Source organism: Sphingomonas faeni (genome assembly GCF_040407495.1).
GTDB classification, from domain to species: domain Bacteria; phylum Pseudomonadota; class Alphaproteobacteria; order Sphingomonadales; family Sphingomonadaceae; genus Sphingomonas; species Sphingomonas faeni_D.
This window is the reverse complement of record NZ_JAPZPP010000001.1, coordinates 986,865-1,005,067: the sequence shown is the minus strand read 5'-3', so window position 1 is coordinate 1,005,067 and position 18,203 is coordinate 986,865. Positions and strand designations below refer to the sequence as shown.

Sequence of the window (18,203 nt, the reverse complement as noted above, 5' to 3'; positions counted from 1 at the left end):
CACGGGTCAATCCATGTGAAGGGTCGGGCCCGCATCCGCGCCGGCGCGTGGACCACGCATCAGCAGCAGAAGCGGCATCACCGCGAGGGTGAGAATGAACAGGAGCCAGAAGGCGTCGATATATGAGACCATCGACGCTTGGCGGTTGATCTGCGCGTTCAGCGCTGCGACCGCGCTTGGCAGATCGAAGTCGAAACTCTGGGGCATCGCCGGATTATCGGGCCGGATACCTTCGACCAGTCGCGAATGGACGGTCGCGCCGTTGCGGATCGTCATCGCCTGCAGCACCGAGATACCCACCCCAGAACCGATGTTGCGAGTCAGCGTGAACATCGCCGCGCCCTCGTTGCGGTATTTGGCATCGAGCGTGGCAAAGGCGATCGTCGTGAGCGGCACGAAGACCAGACCGGTGCCGATCCCCTGGATGAAGCCTGACAGGATGACGAGGTTCTCGTTCATGCCGAGCGAGAAGCCCGACATCATGTGGAGCGAATACGCGGCGATCGCGAACCCCACGAAAATCAGCAGTCGCGCATCGACAGTCTTGATCAGGCGGCCGACCAGAATCATCGACAACAGCGTGCCGATCCCCCGCGGTGCGGTGACGAGCCCGGTGAGCACGACCGGATAGCCCATCAGTGTCTCTAGCATCGTTGGCAGCAGCGCGAGCACGCCGAACAGCACGGTGCCAAGGAAGAAGCCGAAGATCGATCCGGTCAGGAAGTTGCGATCCTTGAACATGCCGATATCGATGAACGGCTTGCGCGCGGTCAGCGTGTGGACGACGAACAGATAGCCGAAGAACAGCCCGAGCGCAGCCTCGATGCAGATCTCGAGCGAACTGAACCAGTCCTTGGTCTGGCCGCGGTCGAGCATCAACTGCAGCGATCCAATCGCCAGCGCCAGCATCGCGAACCCGAACAGATCGAGCCGGGGTCGTGCCGCATCCTTTGTTTCGGTCAGGAACGCCGACAGCCCTGCAAAGGCCAGTAGGCCGATCGGCAGGTTGATATAGAACACCCAGCGCCACGACAGGTCGTCTGTCAGCCAGCCGCCGAGCGCCGGGCCGATGATCGGCCCCAGGATTGCCCCCATTCCCCACACCGCCATCGCCGGACCATGCCGCTCGGGCGGGTTGATATCGAGCAGGATCGCCTGGCTCATCGGCACCAGCGCAGCGCCGAAGATCCCCTGGAGGAGGCGAAAGCCAACCAGTTCGCCCAAGCTGTTGGCGATCCCGCACAGCCCCGAGACGACTGTGAAGCCGACGATCGACCACAGCATCAACCGCTTCCGCCCGAACCGGCCCGCGAGCCATCCGGTCAGCGGCGTCATGATCGCGGCGGCGACGATGTAGGAGGTCAGGACCCAGGTGATTTCTTCGCCCGACGCCGACACGCTACCCTGGATATGCGGCAGCGCGACGTTGGCGATCGTGCTGTCGAGCGAGTTCATCACCGTCGCCGCCATCACCGACGCGGTTATCAGCGTGCGTACGCCCGGCTCCGGATACGCGCCGGTCATCGCGCCGGTGTCGCGCCAACTTGCGTCGAACCTCGGAACAGATGGCGTTGATACCCCGTGTCGACGCTCACCTCGACACTGAGCCCGGCGTGCAACGGAACGTCCTTCGGCAGCGCATCGATGCTGAACTCGATCGGCAGGCGCTGGACGACCTTTACCCAGTTTCCAGTCGCGTTCTCGGCCGGCAGCAGCGAGAAGCTGTTGCCGGTTCCGGGGCTGAAGCTGGCGAGGCGGCCGGTCAGTTTGAGATCGGGAAAGGCGTCAATCCGGAACGTGGCGCGCTGACCGATCCGCATGTGGTTGAGTTGGTCTTCTTTGAAGTTGCCCTCGACCCAAAGGCGCGTGCCTGCGAGCGTGAACACCGGTTTCGACGCGGAGACATAGCTACCGACCTGCAACTGGTTTACCTTCGTGACGATGCCGTCCTGTGCCGCCCGTACGACCGTGTAGCCAAGATTGAGTTTGGCTCGCTCCAGTGTGGCGTGCGCTCGCTGGACACCCGGCTGGCGTTCCGTGGGCGCGGCGACGTTGCCGGTCAGCGTGGCGGCCACACCGGCATTCTGCTCAATCGAGGTCTGTATTTGCTGGCGGGCGGTCTGTGCGGCAAGCAGCGCTTGGTCATACTGATTCTGCGACGAGATACCTTCGGCCAGCAATGATTTCTGCCGTGCCGCCTCACGATCGGCATATGCGAGCTTGTCGCGACCGGCCTGCAACGCCGCCTCGCCCTCGCGGTAGTTCGCGCGGAGCGACGAAACCTGCGCGCGGGCGTTGGCGAGTTCGGCCGTGGCCTCATCGACCGCAGCTTGATACGGCGCCGGATCGATCCGAAACAGGACGTCGCCAGCTTTAACCCGCTGGTTGTTGAGGACAACGATTGAGACGACAGGGCCGCTGACGCTGGCGCTGACCGGGACGAGACCCGACTGGATATAGCCGTTGTCTGTATCCTGATACCGACCGCCGCTAAGATAGAAGAACAGTCCGAGCACAATCGCGATGACCGGTGCTGCCAGCAGTAGCGGCTTGCGCAACCGCCGGCTTCGCGGCGACGGCGTATTCATGCCCGCTACGACCGGCGCAGGCTCGGTTACCGGTATCGACTGTTCCAGGCCCGCATCACCGCTTGATTGGCGCGCTTCGTTTTCCACACTCATCCGTTCGACGATCCTACAAGGCGGCACGACCAAGGACCGCTTCTCTTCACCTTCGGTAGCACCTGAAAAAGGTGCAGCAAAGCTTACTTATCTGCGTCGCCCTACGCGGGGAGGGATATTGCCACGATTGACCGGACGGCCGGCCGGACGAAATACGTTATCGACAGTTTGGGGATATCGGACAGCTTAGGACCGACCTTCAAGGAACCTGCTTCACCTTCATAATACCATTAAAGCAGTAAAAACCACGATCGTGAACCAGCCAGAGTAGCCTGCTGTAAACCTCACAACTGGGAGCAAAGAAGAAACCTTTGCTCATGGTACAACTTTTGTGGTCGGCTTCGAAAAATGAGTCAACGTACGGTTTCGGCCTGACGATTGTATCAGATTGTCTTGGAAAGCGACGGACATGGGTCATAGCGATGACACTCACCAGAATATGCTCTGTCGATTTCGATAGACGTCTACGCACCTCTCATTAGTCGTTCTAGCGGCATACCATCGGGCAGGGCCGCGCGAAGGTGGCTATGGATCATCCGCGCATTGAACGGCTTCGAGACGAACGTCGTATTCTCGCGCAGGTCGCCCTCTTTCGGTCGGAGGTGACCGATGACGATTTCGATCCAGGGATAATTCTCGGCGACGTAATGGGCTATCGCGAACCCGTCGTATCGCCCGGCAGATCTACGTCCCAAAAGAGGCGGGTAATGGTGTGGGCGAACTCAGCGAGCATAGCGTGGGTTCCTGAGGCACGGCTGCGGCCGAACAGCGGCCCGTGTACGTCACCGACATCGCCAATGATCCCCTCTGGGGTGACTTCCACGAACTGGCCCTCTCTCATGGCTTACGAGCGTGCTGGTCGACGCCGTTCAGAGACAGCGGAGGCCGTAAGTACCGCTCACCCGGCAAGCGATGAGCGGTTACGGCCCTCTTCCTTTGACTTGTAAAGCGCGCGGTCGGCGCGTTTCAGTACGTCGAGTGGATCGTCGCCCACATCCAATGTGGCGATGCCTATACTTACCGTGACGTGCACCGGCCAGTCTCCAGCACGCACGACGTCGGCTGCGACGGCTTGGCGGATGCGTTCGCAGACCAGGTAGACGCGATCGGGCGGGACTTGGCGGAAGACTATACCGAATTCCTCTCCGCCAATCCGCGCGAGCAAGTCGCCATCCCGGATCTGCAGCCTCGCTGTTCGGGCGAACGCGCGCAGGACTTCGTCGCCAATCGCATGCCCGAACATATCGTTCACACGCTTAAAGTGATCCAGGTCGAAGATCGCGATGCAGCCTGTACTCTCGCTCTCCGGCGATACCGATAGCTCAGACAGCGCGCGATCGAACGCGCGCCGGTTGCACACGCCGGTCAGCGGATCGGTGAGTGCCGCTTCCGTCAGCTCCGCCTCGTGTTGGCGGCGGCGCGAAGTTTCGCGCACTGCGCTGACTGCGCCCTGCACCGCGCCGCGCTCGTCTGTCACCGCGCGCGTGTGTGTCTCGAACCAGCGAACGTCTCCACCCGGCACGACGCCGCGGAATTCTACCGTAAAGGTCTGATCGGGACTTCTCAGCGCCTTGATATGCACGGCTCGTACTTCGTCACGATCGGGCTCGCACACGAGCGCGCTGCTCTGCTTGCCGATCAACTTATCCGGATCGTGCCCAACCAGCAAACGGATCGATGGCGATGCGTACCGAATCACCCCGTCCACGTCGAGGCTGAGCACGATGTCGGTCGAATTTTCGGTGATGAGGCGGAACCGCGCCTCGCTGTCGCGCAACTGATCGAACAGCTTCTTGCGACGCGTCAAATCCGCCGCGACGGGCAGAACAGTCAGCACTGTAACGGCCAGGTACAATTGCAGGAACTGCAGCCGTTCGCCGAGCCCGGAATGGATCATGTTGACGGGACCAACGCCGTGTAGCGTGAGTATCACACCGATCGCCGTCATCACGACTATCGCCATCGACGCGCCGATCTTGCCGACCCGGAACGTGATTAACATCAGCGGCAACGCCGGTAGGAAGAGCAGCGGCAGGCTTGTCTGTGCGAAGACGCTAATTGCGGTGATCGCGACGAATATCAGCAGCAGGATCGCTTCAACCAGATTGCGCCATTGGGTTTTGCCCCACCACCGCTGTACCTCCCCGCTGGCGATCTGCTCGAAGATCGGCGTGAACGTTACAGCGCCCAACGCATGGCCGACGAGCCAGTGGAAATAATTCGTGCCAACACCGGTGCCCGAGGTCTGGTCAATAATAACCGCGCCGAGGACGCCTGTGGTGGAAGGCGCAATCAGTCCGGCGGCAAGCAGGAAACCGCTTAGGTTGCGTGGTGAATCGAGCCCCGTGCGATGGATGCGCCAGCGCCCGATCAAGCCTGCCGCGATCACGGGCTCGAGAACGTTAGCGGCGGCAATAAACGGCGATGCGGTCCAGCCCAGTCCCCACATCCCCGCCGCAACAACGCCTGCACTCCAACAGAGGAGGATCAGCCCCGGCCACTGGGCGGGCCGGCACGTCCCGAGCGATGCCAGCAACACCGCGTTCGCCACCCAAATGAATGCTGCTCCACCGCCAAAACGTGTCAGCGCGACGGCCAACGCGCTAGCCGCAAAATATCCGCATCCGGTCAGTACCGATCTGATTGGGCCCGGCGATGTTAGACATCCTATGCGCATAATGCTGCCTTAAGACTGCAGGGTTAACGCTCTATGAGTCGTGGTCACGGGGAGGACAAACGTAATATCCGCAGACTGCCATTGTAGAATGGACAAACGTTCGAGATCAACAAATGGCCGAACTTCGGAAGCGATTAGCGCGCTATGAATGTCGGCAAGTGCGGGCTAGCTCAAGGCGGGTCTTCAGACCGGCTACTGTCTCGGCATGCTCATTGGGCATGTCGTTCGTCTCACGTGTCCGCTCAGACGCATCTCTATGATTCAACATCAAAAATTCAGTCGTAAATCAAAGCCTATTGCATACCGAAGTCGGTAGAATTTTACAGGACTCGCTTGCTAGTAGGTGGAGGCATACTGAATGGGCGCACGTCCGAAAAAAAGAGGAAAGCATTGAAATTGAGGCCATTGCCGACGCACACGGAAATCTTGCCGCGCCGGAGCCGTTATTCATGCATCGACCGCCGCAGCACCTGACGTCGTCGTCAACTAGGGACCCTCGTGTGTTGTCCTTTCGGTCCCGCCGGAAGCGCCGACATCCCGATGAGATCGGGCTATGCCACCGTCGCCAGTTGCAGAACGCTAGCGCGCGCGCTTGACGTTCTTACGCGGGTACTGCTTACGCATGAACAATGGTGGTCGATCAAAGGCCTAATACTGACCTTCTGCGTAAGCGACGTGGTCGCTTGCAATTCAGCCCTGCGGGAGCACCTAGGAAATCTGCTTGAAAATGTCAGTTCAGATCGCGCCACGGTCGATGCTGACGTTGCGATCCAGCCGCAGCTAAACGGGGTTGAACCTGCCAGTCTGGGCGAAATGCGCCCAGCTGCTCTATAGCTTCAACTGCCTGCGCGCCCTGGTTTGTAGTCACTAACCCGGGAAGAGAAGCGGAAGCCTCGTCAAACGGCAATCCGGTTCAGATCGAGGTGTCGGAAACCCGTCGACCATTATGTGATGTCATCTCATGGTGTCGTTTCTCGCCGCTAGATGCATGCGCGACGCAGTTTTTGTTCGTCGCCGTAGCCGGATTGAACGGCAAAGCTCTTGAGGGCGAGGTTCGTTTCTTCCAGCGTCCGGCACGCAGCTTCCAGACGCATTCGCTCGCCTATTTTGGCAGGCGTGCTGCCAACCTTCTGCAAATAGGTGCGGGCAAAGGTGCGCGGCGCCATGCAGGCGTGCTGCGCTAGGCGAGGAACGGACAGGTCCGATCCGAGATTGGCTGCCATCCCTGCATGAAACTCAACGAAACCATGGTCTCGTGTCTGCGCGGCAAGTGGTACGCTGAACTGCGATTGCCCACCTGCGCGCTTCATGAACACGACCATTTGCCGAGCAGCGTCAATCGCGACCCGCGGGCCAAAATCCTCCTCTATCAACGCAAGCGTAAGGTCGATACCCGAGCTGACACCGGCTGATGTCCAGAGTGAACCATCACGAATGAAATGCTGTCCGCGTCGACCTCGATCGCGGGCAGCAGCGTCAGGCGACGTCCGTAAACGCCATCTGCCGTCCCAATAGCGGACGGTCCGCATTCCTCTCTCGCCACGACATTCGTGAGCGATTAGCCGGGCTTCAAAATCGGTCATTCGCAAAAATGAACCCGCGTCCGAAGTTGGGAAGCGAGGAAGAGGTTTGAGCGTTCGATTGTGGGTCGTATAGCGAGATGCGGCGTCTTCGATGTCATCGCTCATTGACCGCGTCCCACCTTTAAGACCATCGCGTCGTCCATGACCAAGAGCAAGGGACGCACCGGCGCGCACGCACGCGCCAATATCCAGCCTGCACCGACAGCCGCGGAGCTCGATGCAGCCAAACGGGAGGTCGCGCAGATCGAGGGGCGGCTGGTCGGCCTCGCTGCCGGGCATCCGTCGGTCAAAATCTGGAAAGCCCGTCTCCGTGCAGCCCAAGCTGTGATCGCCCGCGCCCCACGCGACGGATAGGCGACCGGCTGCGCTACCGGGACTGGTCACGGCCGGGGTGCGGCTGCTGTGGTAACGCAGCACCGATCAAGCCCTTGTACTCGCTCAAAGAGCCAGCGAAGATCGGGCATCTGCACCGGGAGCGTCCTCTATGCGTCGTCGAACTTTCATTGCCGCCTTGCCAGGGGCCGCATTGCTACCGGGTATAAGCATGGCGCAGGGCGGCCAGGCCGGACCCGGGGTTCCAGGCAAGCAGGGGGCACCAGGTCCCGGACAGGGTGGTGCGCCTCAACCGGCGACCTCGACGCTCCCCCCGCGCTGGGTTGCCGGCGAGGACCGCTTCCTGCGTCCCGACGTGGCGGCGGGGGATCGCCCGGTCGGCGCGAGTTTCGCCTCGCGTACCGCCGCCTACGGCCTAAACGGCGCTGCGGGGACTGCGCATCCGCTGGCGACACAGGCGGGGATCGACATCCTGCGGCGAGGCGGCTCCGCCGTCGACGCCGCGATCGCGATCAACGCGTGTCTCGGTTTCCTGGAGCCGACATCGAGCGGCATCGGTGGCGACGCCTATGCGATGATCTGGGATCCGAAGCAGCGCAAGGTCGTCGGGCTCGCCGGATCGGGCGCGTCGCCGCAGGGCCTGAGCCTGGAAACGGTGCGGTCGCGGGCGCGGGGCGGGGCGCTGCCGCCGCTGGGTGCGGTGTCCGTATCGGTGCCTGGTGCGGTGGATGCCTGGTGGACGATGCACCGACGCTATGGCCGGCTGCCCTGGGCGCAGCTGTTCGAGCCGGCGATCGCGCATGCCGAGGCGGGCGCGCCGGTGCCGGACATCATCGCCTATTACATCCGCCGCAGCATGGCGGCATTCCGCCGGCCGGGTAACGGCATCGAGGAAACGGCGAACGCGCTCAGGACCTATGGCCTAGCCGACGGCAAAGGCCCGGCGACGGGGCAGGTGTTTCGTAATCCCGATCTCGCCCGCACTTATCGCGCGATCGCGGCGGGCGGGCGTGACGCGTTCTATACCGGTGAGATCGCGCGCGTCATCGATCGTTATTTCAAGCGAATCGGCGGCTGGCTGCGCCTTGAGGATCTGGCCGCGCACCGCTCGGAATGGATCGCGCCGCATCGGACGGGCTATCGCGGCGTGGACGTGCACGCCCTTGGCGCCAACACGCAGGGCATCGCGACGCTCCAGATGCTTAACATCCTCGAGACCTTCGATCTCGGCGATGCAGGCTTCCAGTCGCCGCTGTCGATCCATCTGCAGGCGGAAGCCAAGCGGCTCGCCTATGAAGACCGCGCGCGCTTCTACGCCGACCCGCATTTCAGTAAAATGCCGGTCGAGTGGCTGGTCTCCAAGGACTATGCCCGGCAGCGCGCGAAGCTGATCCGCCGCGACCGGATTCTCGATCCCGTCCATCCCGGCCAGGCGCCCAGCCACGGCGACACCACCTATTTCAGCTGCGCCGACAAGGACGGCATGATGGTATCGATGATCCAGTCGAACTTCCGCGGCATGGGCTCGGGGCTGGTCGCCGATGGGCTCGGCTTCATGTTCCAGGATCGCGGGCAGTTGTTCAGCCTCAGGGACGGCCATCCCAACATCTACGCGCCCAGCAAGCGGCCATTCCAGACGATCATCCCCGGCTTCGCGACGCGCAGCGGCGATCCCTGGATGAGCTTCGGCGTGATGGGGGGCGACATGCAACCGCAGGGGCAGACGCAGATCATCGTCAACCGCGTCGACTATGGCCTCGAAATCCAGTCGGCGGGCGATGCACCGCGCTGGCACCATGAGGGCTCGTCGCAGTCGATGGGGGAAGACAGTGCCGGGCTCGGCCCACGAGGGTTGCTGCGGCTGGAATCGGGCGTACCTGCCGCCACGAAGCAGCGTCTGGCCGACATCGGCTGGACGATCGGCGAACCCGACGGGGGCTTCGGCCGCTATGAATGCGTCGAGCACCGCATGGACGGTGCAACGCGCGTCTATGCCGCGGCGAGCGAGATGCGCGCCGACGGCTGCGCGCTGGCTTATTGAGGGGATGACGATGCGCTACCTGATCCTTGCCGCCCTGGCTTCCGTGGCGATGCCCGCGGGCGCCGCGACGTACGAACTGAGGGCGACGCCGCAGACGGTCGCCTGGGGGCATTATGACGCCGCCGACAAGCCGGTGCTGACGATCCGGTCGGGCGACACGGTGGTGATCCATACGTTGCTGACCAACAGTCCGGCGGGCCTGGAAAAGGCCGGCGTCGCGCCCGCGCAGGTCGAACCGGCGCTGCGGGCGGTCTATGACGGCGTCCCGGCCAGCGCACGCGGCCCCGGCGGCCATATCCTGACCGGACCGATCGCGATCACCGGTGCTGAACCCGGCGACATGCTGGAAGTGCGTATCCGGAAAATCGATCTGGCGATCCCCTATGCCTATAACGCGTTCCGGTATGGGGCCGGGTTCCTGACCGACGACTTTCCCTATGCGCGGATGAAGATCGTGCCCTTGGATGCCAAGCGCATGGTCGGCCTGTTCGCGCCCGGCGTCGAAGTGCCGCTGGCGCCGTTCTTCGGCAGCATGGGCGTCGCGCCGCCGCCGTCGTTTGGCCGCTACGACAGCGCGCCGCCGACGATCAACGGCGGTAACATGGACGACAAGGCGCTCGTCGCCGGGACGACCTTGTTCCTCCCCATCTACGCCCCCGGCGCGCTGTTCCAGGCCGGCGACGGTCATGCGGCACAGGGCAATGGCGAGGCCGATATCACGGCGCTGGAAACCTCGTTGACCGGCACCTTCGAGTTCGTGCTGCACAAGAAGGCGACAATCACCTATCCGCGCGCCGAGACGCCCAAGGCCTATATCGCAATGGGCTTCGACGACGATCTCAGCCATGCGACCCGCAAGGCACTGCGCAACATGATCGATTTCCTCGTCGCGGAAAAAGGTATGACGCGCGACGATGCGTACATGCTGATCAGCGTCGCAGGCGACGTCGAGATCACCGAGCTCGTCGACCGCAACAAGGGCGTCCACGTCGTCTTGCCCAAGGCGGTGTTCACGAAGCGCTAGTTGTCGCGGCTGAATCCCCTTGGCAAGCTTACGGTAACGCCGCGACGACGTCGGCGGCAAAGCGCGCGATGTCGAACCGCGCAGCGCCGGGATCCTCGCCGCGCCGGACTATCACGAGCTGCCGGGACGAAATGACCATGACATACTGCCCCCGGTTGCCTTGCGCGGCGTAGCTGCCCTCGGGCAAGCCCTGCTTGGGGCCGAACAGCCACATCGTCGCGCCATAGCCCGGTCCGCTCAACGGCTGCGGTCCGCTCGGCGTCGTCATGGTGCGCATCCAGCCTGCCGGCAACAGGCGCTTGCCCTGCCAGACGCCGTCCTGCGACCAGAACAATCCTAGCCTCGCCAGGTCGCGGGCGGTCGACCAGACCTGGCTGGAGAGGATGTAATTGCCGTGCCAGTCGGTCTCGGCGACGGTGTGCTCCATGCCGAGAGGGCCGAACAGGCTGCCCGGCAACGCCCGGTACCGCGCCTCTCCGATCGCGTTTCGGGTGGCATAGACCGCGAGCAAAATATCATTATTGGCGTAGCGGAAGCGTGTGCCGGGCAGGGCCTCCAAAGGCCATGACACCGCCTGTTCGTCCACTGTGGTCCCGCCGAAATAGATGGCATCGGTGCGATTGCCGGCGGTGTCGCTGTGCAGGCCGGATCCCATGCGCAGGAGATTGTCGAGCGTGATGGCATGACGCGGATCGCCGGCCTTCCATTGTGGCACGGCGGCGGGCGCTTTCAACGCGCCTGCATTGGTGAGGCCGATCAGCGTGCCCGCGATCGACTTGCCGACCGACCAGGTGCGATTGGACACGAACGGTCCGAAACCGGAGCCGTATTGCTCGGCAAGAACTTTGCCGTCTTGCACCACGATCACGCCGACCGTCTTGGTGCCTACGCCATAGCTGGTCCCGAATGCCTGGCCGACGACGCCGGTCAGCGTCGCCGAAGGACGCGGTGCGATGCCGGCGTCACCTTGCGGCCAGCGACGAGGATCAGCTGCTCGAATCGACGGTGCCGCGGTCGACTTGCGGCTAGCTAATGCCGTGCCGCCGATCGGCAGGGTCACGCAACCATGCCCGCTGGTCCACTCCGCGCGTCTTGGAGGTAGCTTTGGATCGAACCCTACGGAGACGGATTGGCGGGTGCGGTCGACGTTCGCCGTGAGCGTCGGCACGATCTTCTGATAGTCCGGGTAGATGCCGGCCAACTCATCGGCATCGATCTGTTCCGGCGTGCGTCCCGCATTGAAGATGCCAGAGCAATAGAGCGCCGCCTTGTACCCGGCCGCGACAGCGCGCTGGTATGTTCCTGCCGAAGGCTGTCCGACGATTTGTGCACTGGTGGGCACTGACACGAGGAGGGCGAGGCCTGCCGCTTTGAGTATCTGCATCATCGCATTCTTCCATCGCGCAATCAGATCGGCAATTCGTTTCCTGTTACGCGTGTAAGGGGAGCGGCGCGGTCCGGCGCATTCAGCGAATATTGGTACGCCAGCGATGATTTGCCGCGCACCTTCCCCAGCAAGCAGTTAGTCTCGCATGAACCGCGCAAAGGCATCGCGCCAATCGGCATGCCAGCGCGACAGGGCGGGGCGGTTTTCGATCAGGTCCCCCGCCGCCCACTCTATACGCTTCGCATCCTGTTCGGACGTCGTCTCGTTGTCCGGACACAGGATGTAGAAATTGCCCGCTGCCACACGGTCCATCATCAGCGCGACGACCTGTTCAGGGGCCCACGCACCGGGTGGTTTCTCCGCCGGTCGACCAGCCGTCATCCCGGTCCAGGTGAAGCCGGGCACGAGCAGGTGGGCGCTGACCCGACTTCCGGTACGTTCGCGCAAGCTGTGGGCGAGGCCTTCGGTCAGCGATTTTACCCCGGCCTTGCTGACGTTGTAGGCGGTGTTGCCGGGCGGCTGCGTGATGCCCTGTTTGGAGCCGGTGTTGATGATGAGGGCAGGGGCCTCGCCTTCGACCATTGCCGGGACGAAGGCCTGGACGCCGTGGATCACGCCCATCAGGTTGACGCCGAGCACCTCGTCCCATTTGGCCGGGTCTTCGAACACGTCGCCGCCACCGCCGATGCCGGCGTTGTTCATCAGCGCCGACACGGGACCGTGGCGGTCGACTACCTCCTGCGCCAGCGCGGCCATCGCGGCACGATCCGCGACGTCGGCGGGCAGCGCAATCGCGCCGTCCATGCTGGCTGCGGCGTGCTCAAGCGCCTCGCCGGGGCGGTCGACGAGAACGAACCGCATTCCTGCTTCGGCAAAGGCGCGGGAAGCAGCGAGCCCGATGCCGCCAGCCGCACCCGTGACGACGGCCAGGTTGCCTCGCGCGATTGCCGCGAAAGACGGCACGCTCACGTGTCGATGCTCGCCATCGAGGCGTCTGGATAGCGTGTCCCCTGCGCCGCGCCGGGGGGCAGGATCTCATCGATGCGGGCAAGATCGGCGGCGCTCAGGTCGACATCGAGCGCCCTCAGATTATCCTCGAGATACGTGCGACGCTTGGTGCCCGGTATCGGCACGATATCCTCGCCCTGGCGAAGCACCCATGCGAGCGCCAACTGCGCCGGCGTGCAGCCCTTCTCCGCCGCCATCCTGCCGATCGCGGCGACGAGGTCGAGGTTCTTCTGGAATGCCTCACCTTGGAATCGGGGATGGTTACGGCGCGTGTCGCCTGTGTCGAGATCGTCAGGCGTCTTGAACTGCCCGGTGAGAAAGCCGCGGCCAAGTGGGCTGTACGGCACGAAGCCGATCCCGAGTTCGCGCACCGTCGGCAGGATCTGATCCTCGACGTCACGGCTCCACAGCGAATATTCGGTCTGCAGCGCGGTGATCGGGTGTACGGCATGCGCACGGCGGATGGTCGCCGGCGCCGCTTCGGACAGCCCCAGATACTTGACCTTCCCCGCGCGGACGAGATCGGCCATCGCACCGACGGTCTCCTCGATCGGCACGTCGGGGTCGACGCGGTGCTGGTAGTAGAGATCGATGACATCGAGCCCGGTCCGCTGCAAGCTCGCGTCGCAGGCCGATCGTACATAGTCGGGGCGACCGTTGATCCCCTTGAAGCTGCCATCCGCCCCGCGCACGTTGCCGAACTTGGTCGCTACGACAACCCACTCGCGTCGCTCGCGCACGACGCGGCCGACCAGCTCTTCGTTGGCCCCAACGCCGTACATGTCGGCGGTGTCGAGAAACGTGACGCCAAGGTCGAGCGCGCGATTGATCGTCGCAACCGACTCCGCCTCGTCGCGGCTACCATAGAAGTCAGACATCCCCATGCAGCCGAGGCCGAGCGCGGAGACTTCGAGGCCTTGTCCGCCCAGTTTGCGGGTTTCCATCACTTCAGTCCTTGTTGGCGGGCAATATCATTGGCGGGCGAAGGGTTACGGCCTGCGGGATTGCAAAGGTTCATCCCAAACGTCGGCGGCCGTGAGCAGGACGGGGGGCTCCCCGCCCAGCCGGCTGACGAACTCGCGTCGCGCGATACGGTGTATGTCGGATTCGAATTCCCCATACGTCTCGATCGCGGTATCGCTATCGATACCGTCGAGGTCCGGATCGATGAACTCCGCCAACGCCTCGCTCGTGATCAGGAACTCGACCATGCCGAGATCGGTGTGGCCGAGGAACAGAACGCCATTCCGTTCGGCGAGCCATTCATACTCCCCCGGCTCGAAGCGAACGCTCGCAGATGCCATGCTTCAGCCCTCGTCGTTCGCGCTGGGCAACCGTTCGGCCAGCGCGGCGATACCGTCGCCGGCGAGGGTTGCATGGGCCGCACCGTCTATTTGCAAAGGGTGCTCCGGCGTAAGCACGGCGGCGTCGCGATGCTCGGGATCTAGCGTCATCCACGTACGGACGGCGCCCTCCAGACTCGTTACCTCGGCAAGGTTCTCGTCCCCACGCGGCACATTCTCCAACGCAGCGCTCATACGCCAGTCGATGTCCGGCGTCTTCGCTTCGTCGCCCCAGGTCGCTTCACTCATGCTCAAATTCCAAAGTGGCCGGAAGTGCCGGCTTCGTAAAGGGGTAAAGCGCTCACCTTCGAGAGCTGGTTCCATTTGATTGCACATCTTGGCAGGACGGTTCACTTTTACAGAAAGCTGAGGCTACGAGGTAACGCAGCATGGCCTATGAAACAGGCCATCGCCGCTTATGTGGCCGCTATTTGTGTAGCGATAATTCTGAGTTTTCTCGTCAGGGCGTGCGTGATCACCGACCACGTTCTTTGATGACAACCGCCGAAGAGGGCTCAAACAGCTGCCTTTTACCGGTTGGTAACGTGGAAGCGCTCCAAGCGCGGAGATGAACGACAGGCTGAAGTAGGGGGCGGGGGAGGGCGCGGGAATGCGTCGGTAAGCAACGTGAGCGATGCTGACCCCGTTAGGCGGGACGGGCTTTCGATTGAACTGGATCCGCTTGGCTGTCAGGCTCAGAATAATCGATCGGGGGGAGAGGCGCGATGGACACGGTACGGCGGATTGGCTGGTTCTATTTCATCGGGTTCATGGCGGTCGTCGCGATCGGGTATGTTCCCGCATTCCACGATGCCGACGGCAATCTGTTCGGGCTGTTCAAGCTCGACCTGTACGACGACAGCCTGCACGCATTCTCGGGACTATGGGCCGGGGTCGCAGCCTGGTGGTCCTACGGCGCGACGCGAACCTATTTCCGGCTGTTCGGCCCGCTCTACTTTGCCGACGGGGTGATGGGGCTGTTCCTGGGCAGCGGCTATCTGGACGGCGGCATCTTCCTGTACGGGCCAATCCAACAGTCTCTCTATGCCCATGTCTTCGCCAATCTGCCGCATTTGCTGATCGGCGGGTATGCGATCTGGGTCGGCTATCGGTTGGCCGCACGAGCACCGACGGCCGTCGCGTGAGGCGCCACTGGCGCATCCTTGCGGGCCTCGGCGCGATCGCGGTCGCGCTGGTGGTGGTACCGATCGGCTCGATCGAACTGGGCTGTCCGGCGGTCGCGGTTGGCACCGATGCGTCGTCGCCGAGCCCAACGCCGCTTGAGGCGCGGCGACCGGAGGCGCGAACCTGGCTTACCTATCCCGAATGGCACATCGTCTATTCGGCCGAGAGCCTGGGGCGCTATCTGGGCAAGGGCGGACAGCCTAGCGGGTATGACTATGGTGCGGATGTCGCCGGCTTCTGGCGCAGCTATTGCGCGATCAACCGCGTTGCCGGCGACCGACCGGGCGCCGCCGACGCCAAGCAGATGATTTATGTGATCGGCATCAGCTTCACGGTGGAGATGGCGGTGAAGGCGGGCTGGGAGTCGACGATCGGCCGGGTCAGCGAATGGCTGGGTGGCTGGCACAGCCCGGAGGATCGCTACGCCGCCCGCGTTCAGCAACGCTATGGCGCCTTCATGCATGAGGTGCCGTGGTACGGTTTCGATTTCGTCGGCGCGCTCGCGGGTCTGTGGCGCACGCATGGTGCCTGGTCGATCGTCCGCCGTCCCGAACGACGCGTCGCGCTGAGCGCGGAATATGGTATCAAGGCGGTGTATGCGAAGGGGATCGGCGCGCTCGCGGCGATGCAGCCCGACGCTACGACGCTGGTCATGACCGTGCATGCATCGTCCCAGGCGGTCGCGGCCGTCGATCCGCGACTGCATCCGCTGGCGACGGGGAACGGGCGCACGCGCGTGAGCGCGCCGCGTTACGGGCAGTTCACCGACTTGCTGGTCAAGCAGGCGGAACACCGCGTCGTGGTGGAGAGCATTGCCGGCAACCGCACCATCTTCATGACGGTGCTCGCGCCGACCCCAGCGGTGCCCAGCGCGGCGCTGCTTGCGATGCCGCTCGGCGATCGCCCGGGTTGGTCGCGCTACGGCGTGACCTTACCGGTGACGGCGCTGACGGCGCGCATCGCCACTGTCCGCGCATCGGGGGCGATGATCGAGCACGTCTATGATTACTAGGGTCGCGCGTGGGGCGGCGTTGGCCCTGCTGGTACTTGGGCTTTGGACGCTGGTGATGGTCGCGATGCCGTTCGTCGGGCCTGCGGGGCGACAGGTAGCGGTGATAGGCGACGGTACCGCTGCGGTGCGGGCGATTGCAGCGGCGGGTGGCAGCGTGATCGAGGTCCGGCGCGGTGCGACGCTGGCGCGCTCTGGCGATCCCCGCTTCGTGGCAGCGCTTTACGCCGAGGGGGCGCCGCTCGTGATCGAAGGGCGGGTAGCCGCCGGCTGCTTCGCGAAAGCGGGGGCGTAGCGCGCGTACCATGTGTTGCTGAAGAGCCCGTCGGGATCCCAGGCACGCTTGGTGGCGAAGAATGCGCCGATCTCGGGATAGGCGCGTTCGAGTTGCGCGGGTGAATAGTGAAGCTGATACGGCAAGAAGAACCGGCCGCCCTGCTTCGAGGTCAGGTCGATGAGGTCGCTGGTCAGCCGGCGCATCCGCGCGGTCCCTTCCGCGGTGGTCGACTGATTGAGGTAGAGGACGACCGAAAAGGCGGGGGCAGGGGCATAGGACAGCGCGTTGTCCTCGATCCCGACCGCACGGATCGAGGCGTTGACGACATTGGCGTCCTGCGCCCGGAAAATGTCGCGCATGCCATCGATGAACGGCACGATCCGGTCGCGCGGTACGAAATACTCGTGGAGGATATCGGTTTCGCCGGGGAGGTCGTTGAACAGATAGGCGACCGAATCGTGCATCGGGTCGTTGCGTGCGACCAGGCAGGCTTCGCCCGCCCCCTGCGCCTGAGCGCGCGTCACTGTGCATGTCTCAATCCGGTGCTCGATGTTCTTTTCGCTCCACCACTTCAGCGACTTGAAGACGTCGTTCTTCTTGGCGAGGTTGACCGTCAGCCGCCGGACCTTAGTCGACGCGACCTCGCCCAAGGGTTGCCGCAGCAGCGCCTGATCCTCGGGGAAGCGCCGATATTCATACACCAGCGCCTCCTGCAGCAATGTCTTGGGCGCGGTCGAGAGGTGGACGTAGCTGAGGCCGACACTGGGATCCGCGGCGATCCGCGCGAACGTGTCGGGAAAGGCGCGATAGTCGATCAGCTTGCGTTCGGAGCGGTAGATGTCGTTCGGCACGACGTCGAGCACCGCGGAGAGGATCACGGCGAACAGCCCATAGCCGCCGACGATGTGGCGGAAGAGATCGGCATTCTCGTTGCGCGAGGCGGTGACGACCTGGCCGTCGGCGAGCATCACGCGCAGACTGCGCAACGATCCCATCACCGCGCCCGCCTGATGATCCATGCCGTGTGCGTTGACCGAGATCGACCCGCCGACCGAGAAGATGTCGGTCGACTGCATCGCCTTCACCGCAAAGCGGGGATGCACCGCAAGCTGGATCGCATGCCAGGTCGCGCCGCTGCCAACGGTCACCGTCCGCGCGTTCTCATCCAGCCGGATCGCCTGCATTCCCCGCATGTCGAGCACTACGCCGCCCGCGCGAAACGCCTGTCCGCCCATCGAATGCTTCACGCCAGCCGCCGATACCGGCAGGTGGTGTGCTCGTGCATAGGCGAGCGCGGTCGCGACATCGGCCTCGCTGCGTGGGCGGACTACGCCCGCCACGGCGGTACGGCTGAGACAACTCGCGTCGTTGACGGTGCCGCCGCGTTGCGACCAGCGCGGCTCGGCGAGAGTGGTCGACGCAGTCGATGACGCAATCCTGGGGAGGTGGGGTAGAACGTTGGCGCAGTCCTTGGGCCCGGTCGGGTCAGCCGCGAGCGGTGCGAGATAAAGCGCCCCGGCGCCGGCGGTCAGCGCCAAGGCGGAGACGCCCACGAGAAGATATCGGCGTCGTGACACGGGACCTCGCCTTCTGCGCCATGATCGCGCCCGAGCCGTTGCCAAGGTCGCGTCTATGTCTGGGTATGGGTCGTTCTG

16 protein-coding genes are annotated in these 18,203 nt (G+C 63.6%); 6 read left to right on the top strand and 10 right to left on the bottom strand.

What is annotated here, in order from left to right; translation table 11 throughout:
* Positions 1-6 precede the first annotated feature (6 nt).
* From O6W96_RS04445 to O6W96_RS04430, 4 genes are all read right to left on the bottom strand, one after another.
* On the bottom strand, positions 7-1,524 hold the full coding sequence (locus O6W96_RS04445) for a DHA2 family efflux MFS transporter permease subunit (RefSeq protein WP_353468443.1): 1,518 nt from the start codon (positions 1,522-1,524) through the stop codon (positions 7-9).
* Positions 1,521-2,681, bottom strand: a complete 1,161-nt coding sequence (locus tag O6W96_RS04440) for an HlyD family secretion protein (protein ID WP_353468442.1) — start codon at positions 2,679-2,681, stop codon at positions 1,521-1,523. Before O6W96_RS04440 ends, O6W96_RS04445 begins: the two co-directional genes overlap by 4 nt.
* An 898-nt stretch (positions 2,682-3,579) precedes the next feature.
* Complete coding sequence (locus O6W96_RS04435) at positions 3,580-5,358, bottom strand: sensor domain-containing diguanylate cyclase (RefSeq protein ID WP_353468441.1); 1,779 nt, start codon at positions 5,356-5,358, stop codon at positions 3,580-3,582.
* Positions 5,359-6,338: 980 nt separating this feature from the next.
* On the bottom strand, positions 6,339-7,046 hold the full coding sequence (locus O6W96_RS04430; protein ID WP_353468440.1) for a GlxA family transcriptional regulator: 708 nt from the start codon (positions 7,044-7,046) through the stop codon (positions 6,339-6,341).
* 36 nt (positions 7,047-7,082) lie between these two features.
* Here O6W96_RS04430 and O6W96_RS04425 point away from each other — a divergent pair, with 36 nt between their 5' ends.
* The 3 genes from O6W96_RS04425 to O6W96_RS04415 all read left to right on the top strand — a co-directional run bounded on the left by O6W96_RS04425 (position 7,083) and on the right by O6W96_RS04415 (position 10,339).
* Entirely contained in the window at positions 7,083-7,295 is a 213-nt protein-coding gene (locus tag O6W96_RS04425) for a hypothetical protein (protein WP_353468439.1), read from the top strand.
* 130 nt (positions 7,296-7,425) lie between these two features.
* The gene (locus tag O6W96_RS04420; protein WP_353468438.1) at positions 7,426-9,315 is read left to right on the top strand and encodes a gamma-glutamyltransferase family protein; all 1,890 of its coding nucleotides are present in this window, start codon (positions 7,426-7,428) and stop codon (positions 9,313-9,315) included.
* A gap of 10 nt (positions 9,316-9,325) precedes the next feature.
* Positions 9,326-10,339, top strand: a complete 1,014-nt coding sequence (locus O6W96_RS04415) for an acetamidase/formamidase family protein (RefSeq protein WP_353468437.1) — start codon at positions 9,326-9,328, stop codon at positions 10,337-10,339.
* A 28-nt stretch (positions 10,340-10,367) separates the two neighbouring features.
* Here the strand turns inward: O6W96_RS04415 and O6W96_RS04410 are convergent, their stop codons facing one another.
* From O6W96_RS04410 to O6W96_RS04390, 5 genes are all read right to left on the bottom strand, one after another.
* A complete protein-coding gene (locus tag O6W96_RS04410; protein ID WP_353468436.1) occupies positions 10,368-11,723 on the bottom strand; it encodes a serine hydrolase domain-containing protein in 1,356 nt (451 codons plus the stop codon).
* Positions 11,724-11,861: 138 nt separating this feature from the next.
* The gene (locus O6W96_RS04405; RefSeq protein WP_353468435.1) at positions 11,862-12,695 is read right to left on the bottom strand and encodes an SDR family NAD(P)-dependent oxidoreductase; all 834 of its coding nucleotides are present in this window, start codon (positions 12,693-12,695) and stop codon (positions 11,862-11,864) included.
* Entirely contained in the window at positions 12,692-13,678 is a 987-nt protein-coding gene (locus O6W96_RS04400; protein ID WP_353468434.1) for an aldo/keto reductase, read from the bottom strand. The genes O6W96_RS04405 and O6W96_RS04400 overlap by 4 nt, the downstream gene beginning before the upstream one ends.
* A gap of 45 nt (positions 13,679-13,723) precedes the next feature.
* Positions 13,724-14,038, bottom strand: coding sequence for a DUF1488 family protein (locus O6W96_RS04395; RefSeq protein ID WP_353468433.1), 315 nt, complete (start codon positions 14,036-14,038; stop codon positions 13,724-13,726).
* Between the two features lie 3 nt (positions 14,039-14,041).
* Positions 14,042-14,326, bottom strand: coding sequence for a hypothetical protein (locus O6W96_RS04390; RefSeq protein WP_353468432.1), 285 nt, complete (start codon positions 14,324-14,326; stop codon positions 14,042-14,044).
* Positions 14,327-14,802: 476 nt separating this feature from the next.
* Between O6W96_RS04390 and O6W96_RS04385 the strand changes: the two genes are divergently transcribed.
* The 3 genes from O6W96_RS04385 to O6W96_RS04375 are packed head-to-tail and all read left to right on the top strand — an operon-like array spanning position 14,803 to position 16,566.
* Positions 14,803-15,222, top strand: a complete 420-nt coding sequence (locus O6W96_RS04385) for a DUF4383 domain-containing protein (RefSeq protein ID WP_353468431.1) — start codon at positions 14,803-14,805, stop codon at positions 15,220-15,222.
* Complete coding sequence (locus O6W96_RS04380) at positions 15,219-16,274, top strand: hypothetical protein (protein WP_353468430.1); 1,056 nt, start codon at positions 15,219-15,221, stop codon at positions 16,272-16,274. The genes O6W96_RS04385 and O6W96_RS04380 overlap by 4 nt, the downstream gene beginning before the upstream one ends.
* The gene (locus tag O6W96_RS04375; RefSeq protein WP_353468429.1) at positions 16,264-16,566 is read left to right on the top strand and encodes a hypothetical protein; all 303 of its coding nucleotides are present in this window, start codon (positions 16,264-16,266) and stop codon (positions 16,564-16,566) included. Before O6W96_RS04380 ends, O6W96_RS04375 begins: the two co-directional genes overlap by 11 nt.
* On the opposite strand, the gene O6W96_RS04370 is transcribed toward O6W96_RS04375, so the two are convergent.
* Positions 16,494-18,125: an FAD-binding oxidoreductase gene (locus O6W96_RS04370; protein WP_353468428.1), complete on the bottom strand. Its 1,632-nt coding sequence runs from the start codon at positions 18,123-18,125 to the stop codon at positions 16,494-16,496. The genes O6W96_RS04375 and O6W96_RS04370 overlap by 73 nt on opposite strands.
* Positions 18,126-18,203 lie beyond the last annotated feature (78 nt).